This is a genomic window from Bradyrhizobium sp. SZCCHNRI3052, from assembly GCF_032484895.1.
Taxonomy (GTDB): domain Bacteria; phylum Pseudomonadota; class Alphaproteobacteria; order Rhizobiales; family Xanthobacteraceae; genus Bradyrhizobium.
Map to the genome: position 1 here is coordinate 516,988 of NZ_JAUETW010000003.1, position 19,202 is coordinate 536,189.

General features: G+C 65.9%; 19 protein-coding genes. 10 read left to right on the forward strand and 9 right to left on the reverse strand.

Going from position 1 to position 19,202, the window contains the following annotated elements; translation table 11 throughout:
* Positions 1 to 10: 10 nt before the first annotated feature.
* A complete protein-coding gene (locus QW887_RS12775) occupies positions 11 to 412 on the forward strand; it encodes a response regulator (RefSeq protein ID WP_315714777.1) in 402 nt (133 codons plus the stop codon).
* Positions 413 to 550: 138 nt separating this feature from the next.
* On the opposite strand, the gene QW887_RS12780 is transcribed toward QW887_RS12775, so the two are convergent.
* The 8 genes from QW887_RS12780 to QW887_RS12815 form a co-directional block, all read right to left on the reverse strand.
* The gene (locus QW887_RS12780) at positions 551 to 1,669 is read right to left on the reverse strand and encodes a branched-chain amino acid ABC transporter substrate-binding protein (RefSeq protein ID WP_315737407.1); all 1,119 of its coding nucleotides are present in this window, start codon (positions 1,667 to 1,669) and stop codon (positions 551 to 553) included.
* A gap of 156 nt (positions 1,670 to 1,825) precedes the next feature.
* Positions 1,826 to 2,557, reverse strand: coding sequence for an ABC transporter ATP-binding protein (locus QW887_RS12785; RefSeq protein WP_315749359.1), 732 nt, complete (start codon positions 2,555 to 2,557; stop codon positions 1,826 to 1,828).
* Positions 2,554 to 3,387, reverse strand: a complete 834-nt coding sequence (locus QW887_RS12790) for an ABC transporter ATP-binding protein (protein ID WP_315714774.1) — start codon at positions 3,385 to 3,387, stop codon at positions 2,554 to 2,556. The genes QW887_RS12785 and QW887_RS12790 overlap by 4 nt, the downstream gene beginning before the upstream one ends.
* Complete coding sequence (livM, locus tag QW887_RS12795) at positions 3,384 to 4,712, reverse strand: high-affinity branched-chain amino acid ABC transporter permease LivM (protein WP_316194590.1); 1,329 nt, start codon at positions 4,710 to 4,712, stop codon at positions 3,384 to 3,386. Before livM ends, QW887_RS12790 begins: the two co-directional genes overlap by 4 nt.
* A gap of 13 nt (positions 4,713 to 4,725) precedes the next feature.
* Positions 4,726 to 5,643, reverse strand: a complete 918-nt coding sequence (locus tag QW887_RS12800; RefSeq protein ID WP_315714772.1) for an ABC transporter permease subunit — start codon at positions 5,641 to 5,643, stop codon at positions 4,726 to 4,728.
* Positions 5,644 to 5,940: 297 nt separating this feature from the next.
* On the reverse strand, positions 5,941 to 6,990 hold the full coding sequence (locus QW887_RS12805) for a hypothetical protein (protein WP_316194591.1): 1,050 nt from the start codon (positions 6,988 to 6,990) through the stop codon (positions 5,941 to 5,943).
* A 73-nt stretch (positions 6,991 to 7,063) separates the two neighbouring features.
* The gene (locus tag QW887_RS12810; RefSeq protein WP_315749361.1) at positions 7,064 to 9,034 is read right to left on the reverse strand and encodes a glycosyltransferase; all 1,971 of its coding nucleotides are present in this window, start codon (positions 9,032 to 9,034) and stop codon (positions 7,064 to 7,066) included.
* Positions 9,034 to 10,239, reverse strand: a complete 1,206-nt coding sequence (locus QW887_RS12815; protein WP_315749362.1) for an HlyD family secretion protein — start codon at positions 10,237 to 10,239, stop codon at positions 9,034 to 9,036. The genes QW887_RS12810 and QW887_RS12815 overlap by 1 nt, the downstream gene beginning before the upstream one ends.
* 434 nt (positions 10,240 to 10,673) lie before the next feature.
* Here QW887_RS12815 and QW887_RS12820 point away from each other — a divergent pair, with 434 nt between their 5' ends.
* Positions 10,674 to 11,219: a hypothetical protein gene (locus QW887_RS12820; RefSeq protein ID WP_315714767.1), complete on the forward strand. Its 546-nt coding sequence runs from the start codon at positions 10,674 to 10,676 to the stop codon at positions 11,217 to 11,219.
* Positions 11,220 to 11,241: 22 nt separating this feature from the next.
* On the opposite strand, the gene pcaD is transcribed toward QW887_RS12820, so the two are convergent.
* A complete protein-coding gene (gene pcaD, locus QW887_RS12825) occupies positions 11,242 to 12,024 on the reverse strand; it encodes a 3-oxoadipate enol-lactonase (RefSeq protein WP_315749364.1) in 783 nt (260 codons plus the stop codon).
* A gap of 231 nt (positions 12,025 to 12,255) precedes the next feature.
* Here pcaD and QW887_RS12830 point away from each other — a divergent pair, with 231 nt between their 5' ends.
* The 8 genes from QW887_RS12830 (at position 12,256) to QW887_RS12865 (ending at position 19,182) form a co-directional block, all read left to right on the forward strand.
* Complete coding sequence (locus tag QW887_RS12830; RefSeq protein WP_315714765.1) at positions 12,256 to 12,702, forward strand: carbon monoxide dehydrogenase subunit G; 447 nt, start codon at positions 12,256 to 12,258, stop codon at positions 12,700 to 12,702.
* Positions 12,703 to 12,833: 131 nt separating this feature from the next.
* Positions 12,834 to 13,319: a (2Fe-2S)-binding protein gene (locus tag QW887_RS12835; protein WP_172180444.1), complete on the forward strand. Its 486-nt coding sequence runs from the start codon at positions 12,834 to 12,836 to the stop codon at positions 13,317 to 13,319.
* Positions 13,320 to 13,367: 48 nt separating this feature from the next.
* Positions 13,368 to 14,225: a xanthine dehydrogenase family protein subunit M gene (locus tag QW887_RS12840; RefSeq protein WP_315714764.1), complete on the forward strand. Its 858-nt coding sequence runs from the start codon at positions 13,368 to 13,370 to the stop codon at positions 14,223 to 14,225.
* Between the two features lie 31 nt (positions 14,226 to 14,256).
* Positions 14,257 to 15,165, forward strand: a complete 909-nt coding sequence (locus tag QW887_RS12845; protein WP_315714763.1) for a MoxR family ATPase — start codon at positions 14,257 to 14,259, stop codon at positions 15,163 to 15,165.
* Between the two features lie 168 nt (positions 15,166 to 15,333).
* Entirely contained in the window at positions 15,334 to 16,539 is a 1,206-nt protein-coding gene (locus QW887_RS12850; RefSeq protein ID WP_315749367.1) for a VWA domain-containing protein, read from the forward strand.
* Positions 16,540 to 16,552: 13 nt separating this feature from the next.
* Positions 16,553 to 16,876, forward strand: a complete 324-nt coding sequence (locus QW887_RS12855) for an XdhC family protein (RefSeq protein WP_315750017.1) — start codon at positions 16,553 to 16,555, stop codon at positions 16,874 to 16,876.
* A gap of 3 nt (positions 16,877 to 16,879) precedes the next feature.
* Positions 16,880 to 17,581 (forward strand): XdhC family protein, encoded by a 702-nt coding sequence (locus tag QW887_RS12860; protein WP_316194592.1) that lies wholly within the window; start codon positions 16,880 to 16,882, stop codon positions 17,579 to 17,581.
* Entirely contained in the window at positions 17,578 to 19,182 is a 1,605-nt protein-coding gene (locus QW887_RS12865) for a molybdopterin-binding/glycosyltransferase family 2 protein (RefSeq protein ID WP_316185284.1), read from the forward strand. Before QW887_RS12860 ends, QW887_RS12865 begins: the two co-directional genes overlap by 4 nt.
* The last annotated feature ends 20 nt before the right edge of the window (positions 19,183 to 19,202 follow it).

Below are 19,202 nucleotides of genomic sequence, written 5' to 3' on the forward strand. Positions count from 1 at the left end.
GGAGAAGTTGATGCCACGGATTCTGGTGGTCGACGATCAGAAGGATGTGCGCGCCATGATCTGTATGGTGCTGCGCGTCAATCAGTTCGACGTGGTCGAAGCGGGAACCGCTGCGTCCGGACTGCAGTTGTTCCGCGACCAGGCATTCGATGCCGTCATCGTCGACATCTATCTCGATGATTCCAACGGGCTCGATCTGGTCAGCAGTATGCGCGCGCTGGTTCCCGACGTTCCGGTGGTCGCCGTCTCCGGCATGACTGCCTTCGATGGCGCGTCGATGTCGGACGAGCTGACCCGTGTCGTTTACCTGCAGAAACCGTTCCGCCCGGCCGAGCTGATGCGTGCCGTCGAAACGGCCCGTGCGGCGGTGGCGGCCAAGGGGACCCCATCGCTTTCGGCCTGTGCCGGCTGAGCCGGTCTGTTGCTCCGTACGACGTGGTTCCCCACGGTCGGGGGCTCAGCGACGAAACAAGCTCTCAGCAGAACGCCCCGGTCCAGGACCGGGGCGTTTGCATTTTGCTGATGATGATCGAGACGGTCAAAGTTCCTATCAGGATCCCTTGCCGCCGAGCTCGGCGTAGCCGCCCTTGGCGTCCCACTTGTAGACGACGTAGTCGATCTGCTTGATGTCGCCCTTGGCGTCGAAGCCGAGCTTGCCCAGCACCGTGTCCCACTCGCCGGCCTTGATGGTGTCCATTACCTTCTTGGCGTCGGTGGTGTTGGCCTTCTTGACGGCCTGCGACCAGACCTGGATCGCGGCGTAGGTGTAGAGCGTATAGCCCTCGGGATCGATGTTCTTGGCCTTGAACTTGTCCACGATCGCCTTCGCGGTCGGCTTGTTGCGCGGCTCGGGGCCGAAGGTGAACAGCGTGCCTTCCGCGGCCGGACCGGTGATCGAAGCGAACTCCTTGTCGTTCATCGCGTCGCCCGCCATCAGGATGGTCTTGAGACCCTGGTCGCGCATCTGGCGCAGGATGAGGCCGGCTTCCTGATGATAGCCGCCGACATAGACGAGATCGATGTTGTCACGCTTCAAGCGGGAGACGATGGCGTTGAAGTCCTTGTCGCCCTTGTTGTAGGACTCGAACATCTTCTCGGTGACGCCGGCCTTGTTCAGCGCCTTCTTGGTCTCGTCGGCGAGACCCTTGCCGTAGGTGGTCTTGTCGTTGAGGATCGCGATGTTCTTGCCCTTGAAGTTCTTCGCGATGTAGTTGGCGGCGACGAGACCCTGCTGGTCGTCACGGCCGCAGACGCGCGCCACGTTCCACAGCTTGCGCTCGGTGAACAGCGGGTTGGTCGAGGCCGGCGTGATCTGCAGCACGTTGCTGTCGGCATAGGCCTCGGAGGCCGGGATCGACGACGACGAGCAGAAATGGCCGGCGACGAACGGAATGCCGGAGCCGGCGAGCTTTTCGGCAACCGAACGCGCCTGCTTCGGATCGCAGGCATCGTCACCCACCTGCAGTGCGAGCTTCTTGCCGAGCACGCCACCGGCGGCATTGAGGTCGGCGACCGCCATCTCGGCGCCGTTCTGCATCTGGCGGCCGAAGGCCGATTCACTGCCGGTCATCGGGCCGGCCACGGCGATGTTGATGTCTTCGGCGAAGGCAGCAGTCGAGAGCGCCAGCGATGCGCCCAGAGCCAAGCCGATGAGTTTGAGTGGTTTCATGAGAAATCCTCGCGGGGGTAGGTCGACACGGAACGGCCCGAACGGCGGGCCGCAGACCGCGCGCATTGTGGCTGATTTTCCGGCGAAGTCACCGGCAATTTTTGACCACACCTACGAAGGACTAAGGCCATTCTGACCGCGTTTTGAGGGCCCGCCTCAGTGGCGGCCGCCCTCCAGATAGGCAGCGCGGATCTCCGGTCGCTGCAGCAGCTCGGTGCCGGTGCCCGACAGCGTAATCAGGCCGTTGACCAGCACATAGCCGCGATGGGCGAGCTTCAGCGCGTGATTGGCGTTCTGCTCGACGATCAGCACGGTCAGACCGTCCTGGCGGTTGAGTGTCCGAATGGCGTCGAAAATCTGGCGGGCGATCAGCGGCGCCAAGCCGAGCGAGGGCTCATCCAGAAGCAGCAGGCGCGGCCGGCTCATCAGCGCGCGTCCGATCGCCAGCATCTGCTGCTCGCCACCGGATAGCGTGCCGCCGCGCTGGTCGACGCGCTCCTTCAGGCGCGGGAACAGGGCGAAGACGCGCTCCAGCGTGCTGGCCCGCTCCGCGTCGGTCGTCTCGCCGGCGTCGGCGCCCATCTGCAGGTTTTCCGCCACGCTCATGCGCGGAAAGATGCGGCGTCCCTCCGGCGACTGCGCGATGCGCAGCCGCGCGATCTGATGCGTCGGCACCTGTGTGATGTCGTTGCCGTCGTAGACGATGTTGCCGGAGCTTGCGCGCGGGCGGCCGAAGATCGACATCATCAGCGTCGACTTGCCGGCGCCGTTGGCGCCGATCAGCGCGACGATCTCGCCCGGCTTGATGTCGAGATCGACGCCCTTCAGCGCTTCGATTTTGCCGTAGGACGCGCGCAGATTGCGGATCGCGAGCAGGGACGCACTCACGCCTCGGCCTCCATCACGGCTGCGGCCTCTTCCTCGTCGGTGCCGAGATAGGCGGCGATGACCTTCGGATCGTCGCGGATCTCGCGCGGCGTGCCCTCGGCAATCTTGACGCCGTAGTCCATCACGACGACGCGGTCGGAGATTTCCATCACGACGCTCATGTCGTGCTCGATCAGCAGGATCGACGTGGCGTGATCGGCCCGGATCGACAGCAGCAACTCGCTGAGGGCCGCACTCTCGCGCGCGTTGAGGCCGGCGGCCGGTTCGTCGAGGCAGAGCAGGGCCGGCGAGGTGCACATCGCGCGCGCGATCTCCAGCCGACGCTGGTCGCCATAGGCGAGATTGCCGGCCGCGTCGTCGGCGCGGTCGATCAGCCCGACGCGCTTCAGCCAGAACACGGCCGCATCGATCGCGTTCCGCTCGGCCGCGCGCCACGAGGGCACGCCGAGCAGCCCGAGCACCGTCATGCCGGACGCGCGCATCAGCGCGTTGTGCTGCGCGACCATCAGGTTCTCGAGCGCCGTCATGCCCGGAAACAGCCGGATGTTCTGGAACGTCCGCGCCACCTTGGCCTGCTTGGAGATGTTGAAGTCCTTCAGCTTCTGCATCTCGAACTGCGCGCCGTCATCATGGGTCAGGCGGATGACGCCGGAGGTCGGCTTGTAGAAGCCGGTGATGCAGTTGAACACGGTGGTCTTGCCGGCGCCGTTGGGGCCGATCAGGGCCGTGATCTGCGTGCGTTGCGCGGTGAACGACAGCGCATTGACGGCGACGATGCCGCCGAAGCGCATGGTGAGGTTTTCGAGTGCGAGAATGGGAGCGGAGCTCATCCGTGGCCTTCCTTGACGAGGTCCGAAGAGATGCTCTTGGATTTTTCCAGGAATACGGTCGGCGCGCGATGGCCGACAATGCCGCGCGGCCGCCAGATCATCACCAGCACCATGGCGAGACCGAACACCAGCATGCGGTAGCCCTCGAGGCTTCTGAACAGCTCGAAGCCGCCGATCATGGCGAGCGCCGCCAGCGCGACGCCGAGCTGCGACCCCATGCCGCCGAGCACGACGATGGCGAGCACCAGCGCCGATTCCTGGAAGGTGAAGGATTCCGGGCTGATGAAGCCCTGGCGCGTGGCGAAGAAGGCGCCGGCGAAACCGCCGAACATCGCGCCGGTCGCAAATGCGGTCAGCTTGGTGGTGGTGATGTTGATGCCGAGCGCGCGGCAGGCGACCTCGTCCTCGCGCAGCGCTTCCCAGGCCCGGCCGATCGGCAGCCGGCGCAGCCGGATGGTGACCCAGTTGGTCAGGAGTGCCAGCGCCAGGATCAGATAGAACAGAAAAACGATGCGATGCGTCGGCGAGAACGGGATGCCGAGCATCGATGCAAGGCCGCCTTCGCCCGGTGCGAGCGGAATGCCGAACAACGTCGGTCGCGGAATCCCGGAGACGCCGTTGGGACCGCCGGTCACGTCCTGCCAGTTGATGAGGACGAGGCGGATGATCTCGCCAAAGGCCAGGGTCACGATGGCGAGGTAGTCACCGCGCAGCCGCAGCACCGGAAAGCCGAGCAGCACGCCCCAGAAGGCGGCGAGAATGCCGGCGAGCGGCAGGCAGACCCAGAACGACAGGCCGAAGGTGGTCGAGAGCAGGCCGTAGGAATAGGCGCCGACGGCGTAGAACGCGACGTAGCCGAGGTCGAGCAGGCCGGCGAGACCGACCACGACGTTGAGGCCCCAACCCAGCATGACGTAGGTCAGGACCAAAATGCCGAGGTCGAGAATGTAACGCTGATTGTAGAAGATCACCGGTACCAGCAAGGTGAAGATCAGCAGCGCCGGCGCGAGATAGCGGCCGGCTACCGACATGCCGCTCCGCACGGACGGCGGCACGAAGCTGCCGAGGCCGCCGCGCGGTCCGAACCACAGCCGCAGCAGCTCGACCGCGATCGAGCCGACGAACACCGCCACAACCAGGCTGGCGAGGTCGCCGAAGCGGGTCCAGTATACGAGCTGGCCGCTCTGACCCGCTTCGGTGCGGACGCCGACCATCAGGGAGAACAGACCGAGAGCGACCAGTGCGCTGAGAAGGGCCTTCTTGAGGATGAAGGCGGCTCCGACCGGTTCGGAGCCTTTCGACGAGGCGGGAAGGGACGCGCTCACGCGGACTCCATCTTCAGACTTTTTCGACTTCGGGCCGGCCGAGCAGGCCGGTTGGCAGGAAGATCAGCACCACGATCAGGATCGAGAATGCTGCGACGTCCTTGTACTCCACCGAAAAATAGGCCGACCAGAACGTCTCGATCAGTCCGATCGCGAGGCCTCCGAGCATCGCGCCCGGCAGCGAGCCAATGCCGCCGAGCACCGCCGCCGTGAACGCCTTGATGCCGGCGACGAAGCCCATGAAGAAATCGACCAGGCCGTAATACAGCAGGTACATCATGCCGGCGACGGCCGCGAGCGCCGCGCCGATCACGAAGGTCATCGAGATGGTGCGGTCGACGTCGACGCCGAGCAGTGCCGCCATGGTCTGATCCTGCTCGCAGGCGCGCATGTCGCGGCCGAGCCGCGTGCGGGATACCAGCCAGGTGAACAGCGCGAGCAGAACGATGGTGGTGATGACCACCACGATCTGGATGTTGGAGAGCTGGACGACGAAGCCGCCCGCGCCCTCGTGCAGCGTGTAGCCGCCGGTGATGATCGGCGGCACCGGCTTGACGCGCGCGCCCTGCGACACCTGCGAATAGTTGGTGAGGACGAACGACATGCCGATGGCGGACAGCATCGGCGCCAGGCGGAACGAGTGCCGCAGCGGGCGATAGGCGATACGTTCGATGGTCCACCCATAGAGCGCCGTGATGGCCATCGACACCAGCAGCACGATCAGCAGGATCACCGGAACCGCGGTCAGGCCCAGCGACACCAGGACCAGGAAGCAGATCAGCGCGATGAAGCCGCCGATCATGAAGATGTCGCCATGGGCGAAATTGATCATGCCGACGATGCCGTAGACCATGGTGTAGCCGATGGCGATCAGGCCGTAGATCGAGCCAAGGACGAGGCCGTTGATGAGCTGTTGCGCGAAATAATCCATGAACTGCCGTGAGTGAGACTGCCGATACCGGTTCGCAACGCGGCGGGGGCCTTGTAGAGCGGGTGCCGGTATGCCTGGAGACGCACCCGCGCCCAAGGCGACGCGTGCGGCAGTACTAACAGTTCGGAACCGGGTGCCGCAACAGCGTGCAGTGCCACAATTGCGGGCTTATCCCGCCTCCTTTGATGGCGCGGTTCCCCTGCCTTCCTCGGGGCCGGCCGTCGCCATCAAATGACCGCTTGGGAACCCAGCACGTAGCGCCGAAAAGGAGGGTTCTCGCACCGATTGCTGGCGCCGCTATATGCCGCTACCGCTGTCTTCCGTCGAACCAGGCACTTTTGCCATCAGCTTCGACTGGAGCCTGACCAAGGCGTCGCGCAGCCGCGTCGCCTCATCGTACCGGGTTTCCCGCGCCACCATGCCAGAAAACGGATCTTTCACCATGGTCTCGGCGGCCTGGGCAAGACGGCGCATCGGCGTCACCACCCATTTCGCGGCGAAATTGAGCAGCACCAGGATCGAGAACACGCCACCGGCAACGTTGAACCAAAACGAGCGCACAAGCTGGCGGGTCGGCACCATCGCGGCAACGGCGTCCTGCCGGATCAGAAGGGACCAGCCGAAGCTCGGCAGATCGGCGTACTTCACGGTGGGGAACGTGAGGGTGAAATAATCCTTGCCGTCGGGCCATCGCTCGATGAGCGCGACCGAGGCCCCGCGGCTTGCGGCCTGCGCCGAGCCGATCGTCAGTTGCTTGCCGACGAGATCCGGCGGGCCGAACAGCACGATGCTCTCGCGCGACAGCAACACCAGATCGATGTCGCGCGACGCCAGCGCCGCGACGGATTCGATCACCCATTTCCAATCGATCTGGGCCCCGATGACGCCGGCGGGGGCGCCGTCGTGCACGAGCGGAGCCGACATTGCGATCAAGCGGTCCGGTCCCGAAGCGGCCTGCAACATCCGGCCCAGGGCCTCTGATTCGCGATCATCGACCGCCGTCGGCACCCCGAGTCCATGCCGGAACCAGCGCAGGTCGGCGACGTTTTGTCCTTCCAGCATCCGGTCCTTGCTCGCGATGACCTTGCCGCCGGAGTCGGCGATGCCGAGCCAGGCATAGCGCGGCTGGAACTGGCTCACGAACTGGATCTGCCGGCGCGCCTCGGCGACGTCGGCGGGGTCGATGATCGCGGCGAGCCGCGACACGTCGCTCCACGTGCCGTACAACTGTCGCGCCAGCAGGTTTGCGCTGAGCTCACCGCGCGTCCTCAGCTGCTCGATCGCGAGCTCCTCGCCGCGCCGCTGCAGCGACGCCGAATAGAGGATGGCAACGGCCAGCGCCGTCACGACGATCAGTGTCGTGCCGCCGAGGAACACCGCTGTCTGTAAGCTCCACCGTCGCCTCGTCATTGTCTTCTCCTCAATCGGCCACGGCTCGCGCGATTTCTTTCAGCATGCGGCCGAGATCGCCGCTGTCGGCGCCGGGCACTCCACTCGCGGTGTGCAGCCGCTCGATGATCTGGGCGCGCTGCTGCGGCGTCACCGCAAATATGAGCCGGTAGCCGTCGTTCGTCGGAGCCGCGACCTTGGTTGGGATATCGCCGATCAGGGGCAGGGTGAGCGTGCCGATGGCGCCGGTCGCAAGGCCGACCGGACCGCTGACGCGTGCGCCGCCGGGGCCGAGATTGACGATCCAACCGCGTTGCGGCTCGCCGTCGACCGTCAGGGTTATCGGCTCGACGATCTGGCGTTGCGGCCGGTTGTAGCGTGGACGGTCGATGCACACGGCGATCGCCACCGACAGCACCAGAATGTTGTAGATCGTCCAGAACATCACGACGATGACGCCGTCTCCCGCGGTCCCCGTGGTATTGAAGACGAAATCGGACGTCAGCGACACGATCATGCCACCGATCGTCAGCGCCATCAGGATCAGGAAGGGCCGCATCAGCGGCCATTGGACAATGATCTTGGCGCGATCGCCGCCCTTGGCGGTCACCGAGAATTTGTGCGGACCGGGGGAGAGCAGGCCGAGAGCGGCGGCGCGGAGCACGGGCCAGGCGGCGACGATCTGCGAGACATCGTTGACGATCGGAATGAACAGTCCCTTGGACAGCCAGTTCAGCGTGTACATGATCGAGAGATAATAGGGGCCGTAATACCGGATGATGTCGGCGATCGAGGCGTTCACCACCGTCACCCCGCCCCACCAGTAGAGCAGTGGACAGATCAGCGCGGCGAGGCGGAACGGATAGGTCGACGTCCAGTAGAGCAGCGAGTCGAGCACGCTGAGCCGGTGGAAGAAATCGAGACCATGGGAGCCGAATGGATTGTAGACGTTGCGCACGATCTGCATGAGGCCGAGGCACCAGCGACCGCGCTGCGTGACGTATTCCGCAAGGCCTTCCGGCGCCAATCCCTCCGACAACGCCTCGTTCAGGTACACGGTCTGGTAGCCGTGCGCGGACAGGCGCAGCGTGAGCAGGAAATCCTCGGTGACGCTCTCGGTCGGCACGCCGCCGATCATCTCCACGGCGGAGACGCGGAATATCGAGGAGGTGCCGCAGCACATTGCGATGCCCCAGGCGTCGCGCGCCGGCTCGACGTTGTCGAAGAAGTGGCGCTGCTCGTCGGGATAGGACGCGCCGATGCCGAGATTGTGCTGGATCGGGTCCGGGTTGAAAAAGTGCTGGGGCGTCTGTACGAGGCCGACAGCCGGATCGTGGAACAACGCGAGCGTCCGCTCGACGAAGTCGAGATGAGGCACGAAGTCGGCGTCGAGAACGGCGACGAACTCCGGCCGGTCCGCATCCGCCGCGCGCAGCCGCAAGGCATTGTTGATGTTGCCGGCCTTGGCGTGCGACTTGTCGGTGCGGGCGACATAGCCGATGCCGTGCTCGGTGCAGTAATCCCGGAGCCAGGCCCGGCTGCCGTCGTCGAGGACGAAGACGCGCAATGCCGCATAGGTGATCGCCTTGGCGCCGACGATGGTTCGCTCCAGGACCTCGAGCTGCTCGTTGTAGGTGGTGATGAAGATGTCGACCCGAGGCGGCAGCCTCGGAAGCCACCAGCCGGCATGGCGATCAGCCTCCGTCGTCCGCTCCTTGGTCCTGGTCAGGATCAGGAAGGCGAAGGACGACGAAACAACGGTGAGCGCTTCGAGAATGGCGAAGCCCCAGCTGAGGATCCCATCCGGCGTGAGGCCGGGCGGAGCAAGGGTCTCGGTGAAGCGCCAGGCGACATAGCGCCAGGCCAGCAGGATCGAGCCGCTGAGGAGCAGGGTCCGCCAGTACCATATCTTCGGGTCCAGGAGGGGCAATGCCAGGACGCGCAGCCCTACGATGATCGCAACGACTGCGAACGCGGACAGGAATGGTGACAGCGTCGGCATCAGTAGCCGTACCGGGCGACGAAGCCGCGCAATGCCGCGATCGGTCCGCTGGTGAAGATCACCCGGCCGGTGCGCCCGATGGCGCAGGACAGATCCGGCTGCTTGGCGAGATCTGGCACCGCAACGGTGACGTCGAACCGCTGCAAGTGCTGCGGCGTCGGGCCGACGGCGAGATTGGCGTAGAGTTGCGAGGCGCCCGAGCCGCCGAGACGTGTCACCGTCCCATCGAATATCCGGTCGTCTCCGAACAGACGGAACTGCACCGGGGCGCCGATCGACAGGCGGGCGTAGAGACTTTCGGGAACGCTCGCGGTCACCACGAGACTGTTGCAGTCCACCAGCTTGACGAGATCCTGACCGCGACGGGCATATTCGCCATCGTCGACGAGGAAATCCCAGGCCATGCCCAGGACGCGGGCCCTCAGCGTCGCCGAGGTCAGCCGGTTGATCCGGACGCGTTCGGCGTTGATCTGCTGCTCGTATTGGACCAGGCGGGATTGGATCTGCTGCTCGTCCACGGCAAGTTCGGCGAGGCGCAGGTCGAGCTCGTGAATGCGCTGCATCGAGAACGGCACGTCGTTGTAGGAGTCGCCGATGAAGACCCCCGATTGCGCGGAGCCGAGCTCGGTCTCGACATAGTTGGTGCGCTGTTTCGCGCTTTCCAAATCCTGCTTGGCGATATCGAGCGAGGCGCTGGCCTGGTCGAGGCCGGCGACCGTCTGGACCCCGCGTTCCTTCAGCTCGTTGGCCCGCGTGAAGGTGAGATCCGCGAGCTTCAGCCGGGCGGCCGCGGCATCCTCCGCCGCCTTGGCCTCGGCGATGCGCGCCGCGATCTGGCGGACGCGGCCGGTCTTGTAGTTGGCCGACTGGGCCGCGAAGGCGGCCCGCGCCTGCTCGAGCGCCGAACGCTGCGCCGGAACCCGCTTGAGCGCGATCTTCTGCTCGTCACGGTCGCGCTCGAGATTGAGCAGGCGCGTGGTGTCGAACCGGTCGTCGACGATCTCGGCCACGAGTTCCCCGGCATTGACCCTGGCGCCGATATTGCTCACCCCCAGCGTCACGCGGCCTTCGATCGGCGCGCGCACGACGTAAAGCCGGGCATTGACGGTCGCGTCGCCTGAAGTTCCGGCGAAATGCTCGCCGACCAGGATGTAGAGGCCGCCGGCCAGCAGGAGGATGCCGATGAAGATCCGAGCTACTCTCATGCGGTACTCCCGCTCGGCAGCTGCCTGCCGCATCACGATCCCGCTGTGCGAAACGCAGCGGCGTCCACCTCTAAGGTAGTATATCTGTTTTAGACTACTTTGACGCTAGTCAAGAACACCGATGGCGTGGCGCACAGAGTTGCGAGGCGCATGGACGTGAATCAGCGGCCGCCGACGGACGCAATGTCGGATGCGGTGCAGATGTTCGAGGAGGCGTCGATGGCCGGAAGGGCCGCTATCACGCGGGAATTCGGGGCCTGATCGGCGAGGTCATCAGCACGGTCTCTGCGGCGATTGGACGGTGGGCTCTCGCGCCCGTCGCCCCCCTGTTAAGGTAAACGAATGGTTTAAATTGCCGGGCGCGTTTGCCGGGCGTTAGCTCGTCTGGAAATCGGCCGGACGGGCGGTTTGTGGGATGCAAAGGTGGGCGTGACATGATCAAGGATTGCGTGATCAGGAATTGGCGGCTCAGCTGCGTCAACGGTGTGCTGCTGGCGCTCTATTTCGTGCCCGCCTGGACCATCATCGCGTTTCAGATCATGGTGTCGCCGATCCAGGGGTTGTTCGCGCGGCCGAATATCGCGGTGGCCTTGTTCATCAGCGACCACCTGCAGCTGTCGGGCATCGAGACGGTTCGCGCCGCCTGGCTGCTTGCGCTGGCGCGACTGACGGTCGCAGGCTTCTTCGCGATGTTCCTGGTGCTGATCCTGGTTCCGCGGGTGCGAAAAGTGGCCGGCTATGTCGAGGCGCTGTCGATCGGGCTCGGCTTCGGCAGCATGCTCGCCTTCTTCAGCATGATCATGGCTGCCAAAGTCGGGGAGCCCCAGGCGTTGCGTCTGCATGCCACGGAACTCCTGATGCTGCTCGGCACGGCCATCGTCATGCTGGTGGAGAAGCCGACGACGCAAGCCTCGCCGTCTTCCGCATCCGCTTCGCCGAAGATGGAGCCCACGGCGACGCCGTCGCCGCAGCAGGCATGACGCCCCGATCCATCTCGGTGCATCAGTGCTGGGTCAGAAAGCCCAGCACGGCATCGTTGAACTGGCCCGCCGCTTCGACATTCGAGATGTGCGCGGCATCGACGATGGTCATGCTGGCGCCGGGGATGCGGCTGCGGATTGCTTCCGCCATCGCGATCGGCGTCGATTTGTCGTAGCGGCCGGCCACGACGAGGGTCGGGCTCTTGATGGCCGGCAGATCCTCACGCAGGTCCAGGGCACGCAGCGCCGCGCAGCAGGCAAGATAGCCGCCGACAGGGGTGGCCACGAGCATTGCCTTCATCCGGTCGGCGACATCAGGATTGTGATCACGAAACTCCTGCGTCAGCCAGCCAGCGATGACCGTGTCGGCGATTCCAGCGAGTCCGCTGTCCTCGACCGCCTTGATGCGGGCGTCCCAGATTGCCGGATCGGGGTAGTAGCAGGTGGTGTTGGCGAGCACGAGCTTGCCGATGCGTTCAGGAGCATGAGCGGCGAGCCACTGCCCGACCATGCCGCCCATCGACACGCCGCACCAGTGCACCTTCTCGATGTTGAGGTCATCGAGAATCGCCAGCGCATCGCGGCCGAATCGCTCGATCGAGTAGGGCCCGGGCGGCACTTGCGATTTGCCATGACCGCGCCGGTCATAGCGGATCACGCGGAACACCTGCGTGAAGGCGCGCATCTGCGGCTCCCACATCTGCAGCGTCGAGCCGAGCGAGTTCGAGAGCATCAGGGTCGGCCCGCCGTCGCGGCCCTCGACGGTGACATTCAACAGACAGCCGTCGGCATCGATCATCGGCATGGGCGGAATCCTTGTCGCAGGCGGCCGCGCCGCCGGAGGAATCGTGCAGATTTGATGGCGAACTAACCACCGCCGCCGCCGTCTGCCAATCAAAACCCGACGGCGGCGAGGTCCGGAATGCTGCGGTGCCCGGCTTTTCTGCAACGCTTCCGGGCGCTGCTCGCCCTTCCTTTTGGGCGTTCGGTGCTTTACTTGAATGCCTCTAACCGCGCCAATCGGGGGGAGATGCACATGGCTATGACGATGACGGGCGAAGTCCAGCTGGCCGCTCCGCGAGAGCAGGTCTGGGACAAGCTGAATGATCCGGAGGTGCTCAAGGCCTGCATTCCCGGCTGCGAGGAGCTGGAGAGGACCGAGGATGGCGGCCTCCGCGCCGTTGCCAAGATGAAGGTCGGACCGGTCTCTGCGCGCTTCAAAGGCAAGGTGACCTTGAGCGATCTCGATCCGCCGAACGGCTACAAGATCTCCGGCGAAGGCGAGGGCGGTGTCGCCGGATTCGCCAAGGGTGGCGCGGTCGTCGCGCTGGCGGACAAGGACGGCGGCACGCTGCTGACCTACAATGTCGAAGCGCAGATCGGCGGCAAGCTGGCGCAGCTCGGCCAGCGGCTGATCAACGGCACCGCAAAGAAGCTCGCCGACGAATTCTTCGCCAACTTCGCCAAGGCCGTTCAAGGCTGACCGCAACCGACCCATGCGCGGCCGGGGGCGAGGTTGCCCGCCGCCGGGAGCGCCCATATGATGGTTTTCGACTGATTTTGCTGGGCTGCGCTGCAGTGCAACGCTGTCGCGCGGATAATAGAGAGTCCTGAATGGCCAAGATTTCCATGATTGTGAACGGTAATCCCGTCACGGCGAACGTCGACCCGCGGACGCTGCTGGTGCAGTTCCTGCGCGAGAATCTGCGCCTCACCGGCACCCATGTCGGCTGCGACACGTCGCAATGCGGCGCCTGCGTCGTCCATCTCGATGGCAAGGCAGTGAAGTCCTGCACGACCTTGGCCGTGATGGCCGATGGTCATGAGGTCAGGACGATCGAGGGACTCGCTGCCGACGGCGCGCCGCTGCATCCGATGCAGGAGGCGTTTCGCGAGCATCATGGCCTGCAATGCGGTTTCTGCACGCCGGGCATGATCATGACCGCGGTCGACCTCGTCCACCGCAAGGGACATGAGCTCAGCGACGAGACCATTCGCGAGGAGCTCGAGGGCAATCTCTGCCGCTGCACGGGCTATCAGAACATCGTGCAATCGATCGCCGCCGGCGCCAAGGCGATGGCCAAATCGGACCTCGCCTAAACGTCTGACCTTGCCTTAGTCGGCCCGCTGCGCACAGGACATTCCCCCATGTACGAATTCAAATATCATCGGCCGGCGACCGTGCGCCAGGCCGCCAATCTCCTCACCAAGAACGAAGACGCCAAGCTGGTCGCCGGCGGCCACACGCTGGTGCCGGTCATGAAGCAGCGGCTCGCGAGCCCGCCGCATCTGGTCGATCTCTCCCATGTCGAGGGGCTCGATACGATCGAGGTGAAGGGCCGAAACCTCGTCATCGGCGCGATGGCGCGTCACGCCGACGTCGCCAACTCCGCAACCGTCGGCGAGGCGATTCCGGCGCTGGCCCATCTGGCGAGCCTGATCGGCGATCCCGCGGTGCGCCATCGCGGCACCATCGGCGGCTCGATCGCCAACAACGATCCGACCGCGGACTATCCGGCCGCATGCCTCGCGCTCGGCGCCACCATCGTCACCAACAAGCGCAAGCTGAAGGCCGAGGAGTTCTTCCTCGGTCTGTTCACGACCGCGCTGGAGCCGGACGAGATCATCACCAAGGTGAGCTTCCCGCTGGCCAAGAAGGCGGCCTACGTCAAGTTCCGCAACCAGGCCTCGCGCTACGCGCTGGTCGGCGTGTTCGTCGCCCGCCGTCCGTCCGACGTGCGCGTTGCGGTGACCGGGGCCGGCGGCAATGGCGTGTTCCGCGTCACCGCCTTCGAGGAGGCGCTGCAGAAGCGCTTCTCGCCGAAGGTGCTGGAGGGCATTCCGGTCTCGGCCGAAGGCCTCAACAGCGACATCCACGGCAGCGCCGAATATCGTGCCCATCTGATCGGCGTGCTGGCGCGCCGTGCGGTCGATGCGGCCAATGCCGGCGCCAAGGCCTCAACCGCGTCGGAGGGAGCCGCCGAACCCGAGGCTCCGGCTTCGTGACGGACGCGTGAAGAAGGAAGCGGTCTCGCCCATGAGTGCTCCGGCCCTGCCAGCATCGGTCGACGCGATGCTCGAATTGTTGTCCTCGCGCGGCTATCTGGCCGAGCGATCGCTGGCGACGGTGACCTATCTGTCGCTGCGCATGGGCCGGCCGCTGTTCCTCGAAGGCGAGGCCGGCGTCGGCAAGACCGAGATCGCCAAGGTCCTGTCGGCGGCGCTCGGCCGCAAGCTGATCCGGCTGCAGTGCTACGAGGGTCTCGACGTCGCCTCCGCCGTCTACGAATGGAATTCAGCGGCGCAGATGATCGCGATCCGGCTGGCGGAAGCGGGCGGCGAGGTCGACCGCGATCAATTGACGTCGGACATCTTCGCCGACCGCTACCTGATCAAGCGCCCGCTGCTGCAGGCGCTGGAGCCGGATGTCGCCGGCGCGCCGGTTCTGCTCATTGACGAGCTCGACCGCGCGGACGAGGCGTTCGAGGCCTATCTGCTCGAGATCCTCTCCGACTTCCAGGTCACGATCCCGGAGTTCGGTACCGTCAAGGCGCCGCATCCGCCGATCGTCATCATCACCTCGAACCGGACCCGTGAGATCCATGACGCGCTGAAGCGGCGCTGCCTGTATCATTGGGTCGATTATCCCTCCGCCGAGCGCGAGCTTGCCATCGTCAAAACCCGGCTGCCCGGCATCTCGCAGCGGCTGTCGCAGCAGATCGTGCGCTTCGTCCAGGCGCTGCGCGACCAGGACTTCTACAAGTCGCCGGGGGTCGCCGAGACGCTCGACTGGGCCACGGCGCTGACGGAGCTCGATGCGCGCTCGCTGAACGCCGAGGTCGTCGGCGACACGCTGGGCGCGCTGTTGAAATATCAGGACGACATCGCCCGCATGCAGGGCGATGCGTTGCAGAAGGCGATCAAGGACGCGACCAACGAGACGTAGTTCACGCCGGTGCCCAAAATAAAGGTCGTCATTCCGGGATGCGTGCGCAGCACGCAGGCCCGGAATCCATAACCACGATCGTGAGTATGGATTCCGGGCTCGCCCTCCGGGCGCCCGGAATGACGAGCTCAATTTGAGGCGTGTGCGAAGCGGACGAGGGATCAGAACGTGCCCACAAGCATCAATCACCTCGCGCCGCCGACCGGCGGCATCGCCGACAACATCGCGGGCTTTGCGCGGGCGCTGCGGGCCGCCGGCCTGCCGGTCGGTCCGGGTGCCGTGATCGACGCGATGACCGCGCTCGAGGTCATCGACATCGGCAAGCGTGCGGACGTCTTCACCACGCTCGAATCGATCTTCGTCAAGCGCCACGAGCATGCGCTGATCTTCTCTCAGGCCTTCGACCTGTTCTTCCGCCCGGCCGAGGAGTGGAAGTCGATGCTCGATTCGGTGCCGCTGCCGGATCACGCCAAGAAGAAGCCGCCGCCGGCCTCGCGCCGGGTCCAGGAGGCGATGTCGCAGCCGCAGACCCATGAGGAGCCGAAGGCGCAGGAGCAGGACCTGCGGCTCGCGGTGTCCGACCGCGAGGTGCTGCAGAAGAAGGACTTTGCGCAGATGAGCGCGGCGGAGATCGCCGAGGTTGCGCGCGCCATCGCCAAGATGCGGCTCCCGCAGGCCGAGCTGAAGACCCGCCGCCACACCGCCGATCCGCGCGGCCGTCGCATCGACATGCGCAAGACGCTGCGTCAGGCGCTGCGCACCGAGGGCGAGATCATCAACTTTCATCGCTTGGGGCGGATCGAGAAGCCGGCGCCGATCGTGGCCTTGCTCGACATCTCCGGCTCGATGAGCGAGTACACCCGCCTGTTCCTGCATTTCCTCCACGCCATCACCGACGCGCGCAAGCGCGTCTCGGTGTTCCTGTTCGGCACGAGGCTGACCAACGTGACCCGGGCGCTGCGCCAGCGCGATCCCGACGAGGCGCTGGCGAGCTGCTCGGCCAATGTCGAGGACTGGGCCGGCGGGACCCGGATCGCCACCTCGCTGCAGACCTTCAACAAGCAGTGGGCGCGCCGCGTGCTCGGGCAGGGCGCGATCGTGCTGTTGATCTCCGACGGGCTGGAGCGCGAGGCCGACAGCAAGCTTGCCTTCGAGATGGACCGGCTGCACCGCTCCTGCCGGCGGCTGATCTGGCTCAATCCGCTGCTGCGCTATTCCGGCTTCGAGGCGAAGGCGCAGGGCATCAAAACCATGCTGCCCCACGTTGACGAATTCCGCCCGGTACATAACTTGACTTCGATCGAGACGCTGATCTCGGCGCTGTCGTCGCCGCTGCCGCCCCACCAGCGCAGCGCGATCCGGCCCGCCGCCTGAGAGGGAGATGACCATGCTCAACCGCGACGAAGACATCCTCAGGGCCGCCGAGGACTGGCACAAATCCGGTCACGGCGTGGCCCTCGCCACGGTGGTCGAGACCTGGGGCTCGGCCCCGCGCCCGGTCGGCTCCAACCTCGTGATCAACGATGAGGGCACCTTCCTGGGCTCGGTGTCCGGCGGCTGTGTCGAGGGCGCCGTCGTCACCGAGGCGCTGGACGTCATCTCCAGCGGCCAGCCCAAGATGCTGGAGTTCGGCGTCGCCGACGAGACGGCCTGGAATGTCGGGCTGTCCTGCGGCGGCACCATCCGCGTGTTCGTCGAGAAGGTGGGTTGATCCATGCAGCTTGCAACGCTGGCCGAACTGAACGCCGAGCGTGCCGCGCGTCGCCCGGCGATTCTCGTCACCGACGTCGGCTCCGGGGCGCAGCGCCTGGTCAGGGCCGCCGCCATCGCCAACGATCCGCTGCGCAACGAGCTGTCGACCCATCTGCGTATGGGCAAGAGCGGCATGGTCGAGGTGGACGGCAAGCGGCTGTTCCTGAACGTCTACGCGCCGACCGCCAAGCTCGTGATCGTCGGCGCCGTCCATATCAGCCAGGCGTTGGCGCCGATCGCCAAGTCGCTGGGCTATGACGTCACCGTCGTCGATCCGCGCACGGCTTTCGCCAGCCCCGAGCGCTTCCCTGACGTGCCGCTGATCGCCGAATGGCCCGACGTGGCGCTGCCCCCGCTCAACGTCGATCACTACACCGCCTTTGTCGCGCTGACGCATGATCCGAAGATCGACGATCCGGCGCTGCTGCACGCCTTCTCGCGCGACTGCTTCTATATCGGCGCGCTCGGCTCGCGGAAGACGCACGCCAAGCGCGGTGACCGGCTGCGCGCGCAGGGCGCCAGCGATGCCGACATTGCCCGCATCCATGCTCCGATCGGGCTCGCCATCGGCGCGGTGTCGCCGTCGGAGATCGCGGTCTCGATCATGGCCGAGATCACCGCCACGTTGCGGCTGCCGGCCAAGGAGAAAGAGCAGGCGGCATGAAGTTCGGTCCTGCCAGTCCAGCCGAGGCGATCGGCGGGGTGACGGTGCACACCCTGCGCAAAGGATCATTGGTGCTGAAGAAGGGCACGCTGATCGGTCCCGCGGAGGTCGAGGCGCTGGTCCGGGAAGGCGTCAAGGAGATCGTCGTCGTCCGGCTCGAGGCCGGCGACGTCTCCGAGGACGAGGCGGCCGCCGACGTCGCCAAGGTCGTCGCCGGCGCGGGCATTCACGTCGATCGCGCCTTCACCGGGCGCGCCAATCTGTTCGCGGCGCAGGCCGGCGTGCTGATGATCGACCGCGCCGCGGTCGAGCGCATCAACGGCGTCGACGAGGCCATCACCTTTGCGACCTTGCCGGCGTTCAAGCCGGTGGTCGAAGGCGAGATGGTCGGCACCGTCAAGCTGATCCCGTTCGGCGTCGAAGGCCGCCTGCGCGATGCCGCCGTCGCGGCGGCGGGCAGGGGCGCGCTCAGCATCGCCTCCTATGTGATCAAGCGCGTCGGCGTGGTCTCGACGCTTCTTCCGGGGCTCGCACCCAAGGTCATCGACAAGACGCTGCGCGTCACCGCAGAGCGGCTCGCTCCGGCCGGCGCCACCATCATCGCCGAGCGCCGCGTGCCGCATGAGCAGGCCGCGCTGGCTGCTGCGATCAGGGAGCTGCTGGCGCTGGGCGCCGAGCTCGTCATCGTGTTCGGCGCGTCCGCCATCGCCGACCGCCGCGACGTCATTCCAGCCGCAATCACCGGCATTGGCGGTGCCATCGAGCATTTCGGCATGCCGGTCGATCCCGGCAATCTGCTCTTGATCGGCAATGCCGGCGGTGTGCCGGTGCTCGGCGCGCCCGGCTGCGCCCGTTCGCCGGCGGAGAACGGTTTTGACTGGGTGCTGATGCGGCTGCTCGCCGGCATCAAGGTCAGCCGCGCCGAGCTCACGGCCATGGGTGTGGGTGGCCTCCTCATGGAGATCGTGACGCGGCCGCAGCCGCGCGCCACGCCGGAGGCCGAGGGCGAACGCAAGGTCGTCGCCGTCGTGCTCGCCGCCGGACGCTCGACCCGCATGGGGGGACCGAACAAGCTGCTGGCCGAGCTCGACGGCAAGAAGTTGGTACGCATCGTGACCGAGCAGGCGCTGGCCTCCAAGGCCGGTGAGGTCATCGTCGTCACCGGTCATCAGGCAGAGCTGGTCGAACAGGCGCTGTCCGACCTCAACGTCCGCTTCGTCCGCAACCCGGATTTCGCCGGCGGCCTCGCCAGCTCGGTGAAATCGGGCATTGCCGCGGTGCCTGAGGGCGTCGATGGCGCGGTGGTGTGCCTGGGTGACATGCCGATGGTGTCCTCGGATCTGCTCGACCGCCTGATCGGCGCGTTCGCGCCCGATCGCGGCAATTTGATCGTGGTGCCTGTGTCCGAGGGACGCCGCGGCAACCCCGTGCTGTGGTCGCGCCGCTTCTTCGCCGAGCTGATGACGCTGGACGGCGATGTCGGCGCGCGGCACCTGATCGCCAAGCACACCGAGGCTGTCGCCGAGGTGCCGGTCGACGGTGACAGTGCATTTCTCGACATCGACACGCCGCAGGCGCTGGAAGCCGCGCGGCGCGGTTGAAGCCCGTAGCCCGCATGAGC

What these genes read in the sequence shown, in the direction of transcription:
- QW887_RS12775 (WP_315714777.1), top strand. Translation starts at nt 11, where the DNA reads ATGCCACGGATTCTGGTGGTCGACGATCAGAAGGATGTGCGCGCCATG.
- QW887_RS12780 (WP_315737407.1), bottom strand. Translation starts at nt 1,669, where the DNA reads ATGAAACCACTCAAACTCATCGGCTTGGCTCTGGGCGCATCGCTGGCG.
- QW887_RS12790 (WP_315714774.1), bottom strand. Translation starts at nt 3,387, where the DNA reads ATGAGCTCCGCTCCCATTCTCGCACTCGAAAACCTCACCATGCGCTTC.
- QW887_RS12800 (WP_315714772.1), bottom strand. Translation starts at nt 5,643, where the DNA reads ATGGATTATTTCGCGCAACAGCTCATCAACGGCCTCGTCCTTGGCTCG.
- QW887_RS12810 (WP_315749361.1), bottom strand. Translation starts at nt 9,034, where the DNA reads ATGCCGACGCTGTCACCATTCCTGTCCGCGTTCGCAGTCGTTGCGATC.
- QW887_RS12815 (WP_315749362.1), bottom strand. Translation starts at nt 10,239, where the DNA reads ATGAGAGTAGCTCGGATCTTCATCGGCATCCTCCTGCTGGCCGGCGGC.
- QW887_RS12820 (WP_315714767.1), top strand. Translation starts at nt 10,674, where the DNA reads ATGATCAAGGATTGCGTGATCAGGAATTGGCGGCTCAGCTGCGTCAAC.
- pcaD (WP_315749364.1), bottom strand. Translation starts at nt 12,024, where the DNA reads ATGCCGATGATCGATGCCGACGGCTGTCTGTTGAATGTCACCGTCGAG.
- QW887_RS12830 (WP_315714765.1), top strand. Translation starts at nt 12,256, where the DNA reads ATGGCTATGACGATGACGGGCGAAGTCCAGCTGGCCGCTCCGCGAGAG.
- QW887_RS12835 (WP_172180444.1), top strand. Translation starts at nt 12,834, where the DNA reads ATGGCCAAGATTTCCATGATTGTGAACGGTAATCCCGTCACGGCGAAC.
- QW887_RS12840 (WP_315714764.1), top strand. Translation starts at nt 13,368, where the DNA reads ATGTACGAATTCAAATATCATCGGCCGGCGACCGTGCGCCAGGCCGCC.
- QW887_RS12845 (WP_315714763.1), top strand. Translation starts at nt 14,257, where the DNA reads ATGAGTGCTCCGGCCCTGCCAGCATCGGTCGACGCGATGCTCGAATTG.
- QW887_RS12855 (WP_315750017.1), top strand. Translation starts at nt 16,553, where the DNA reads ATGCTCAACCGCGACGAAGACATCCTCAGGGCCGCCGAGGACTGGCAC.
- QW887_RS12860 (WP_316194592.1), top strand. Translation starts at nt 16,880, where the DNA reads ATGCAGCTTGCAACGCTGGCCGAACTGAACGCCGAGCGTGCCGCGCGT.
- QW887_RS12865 (WP_316185284.1), top strand. Translation starts at nt 17,578, where the DNA reads ATGAAGTTCGGTCCTGCCAGTCCAGCCGAGGCGATCGGCGGGGTGACG.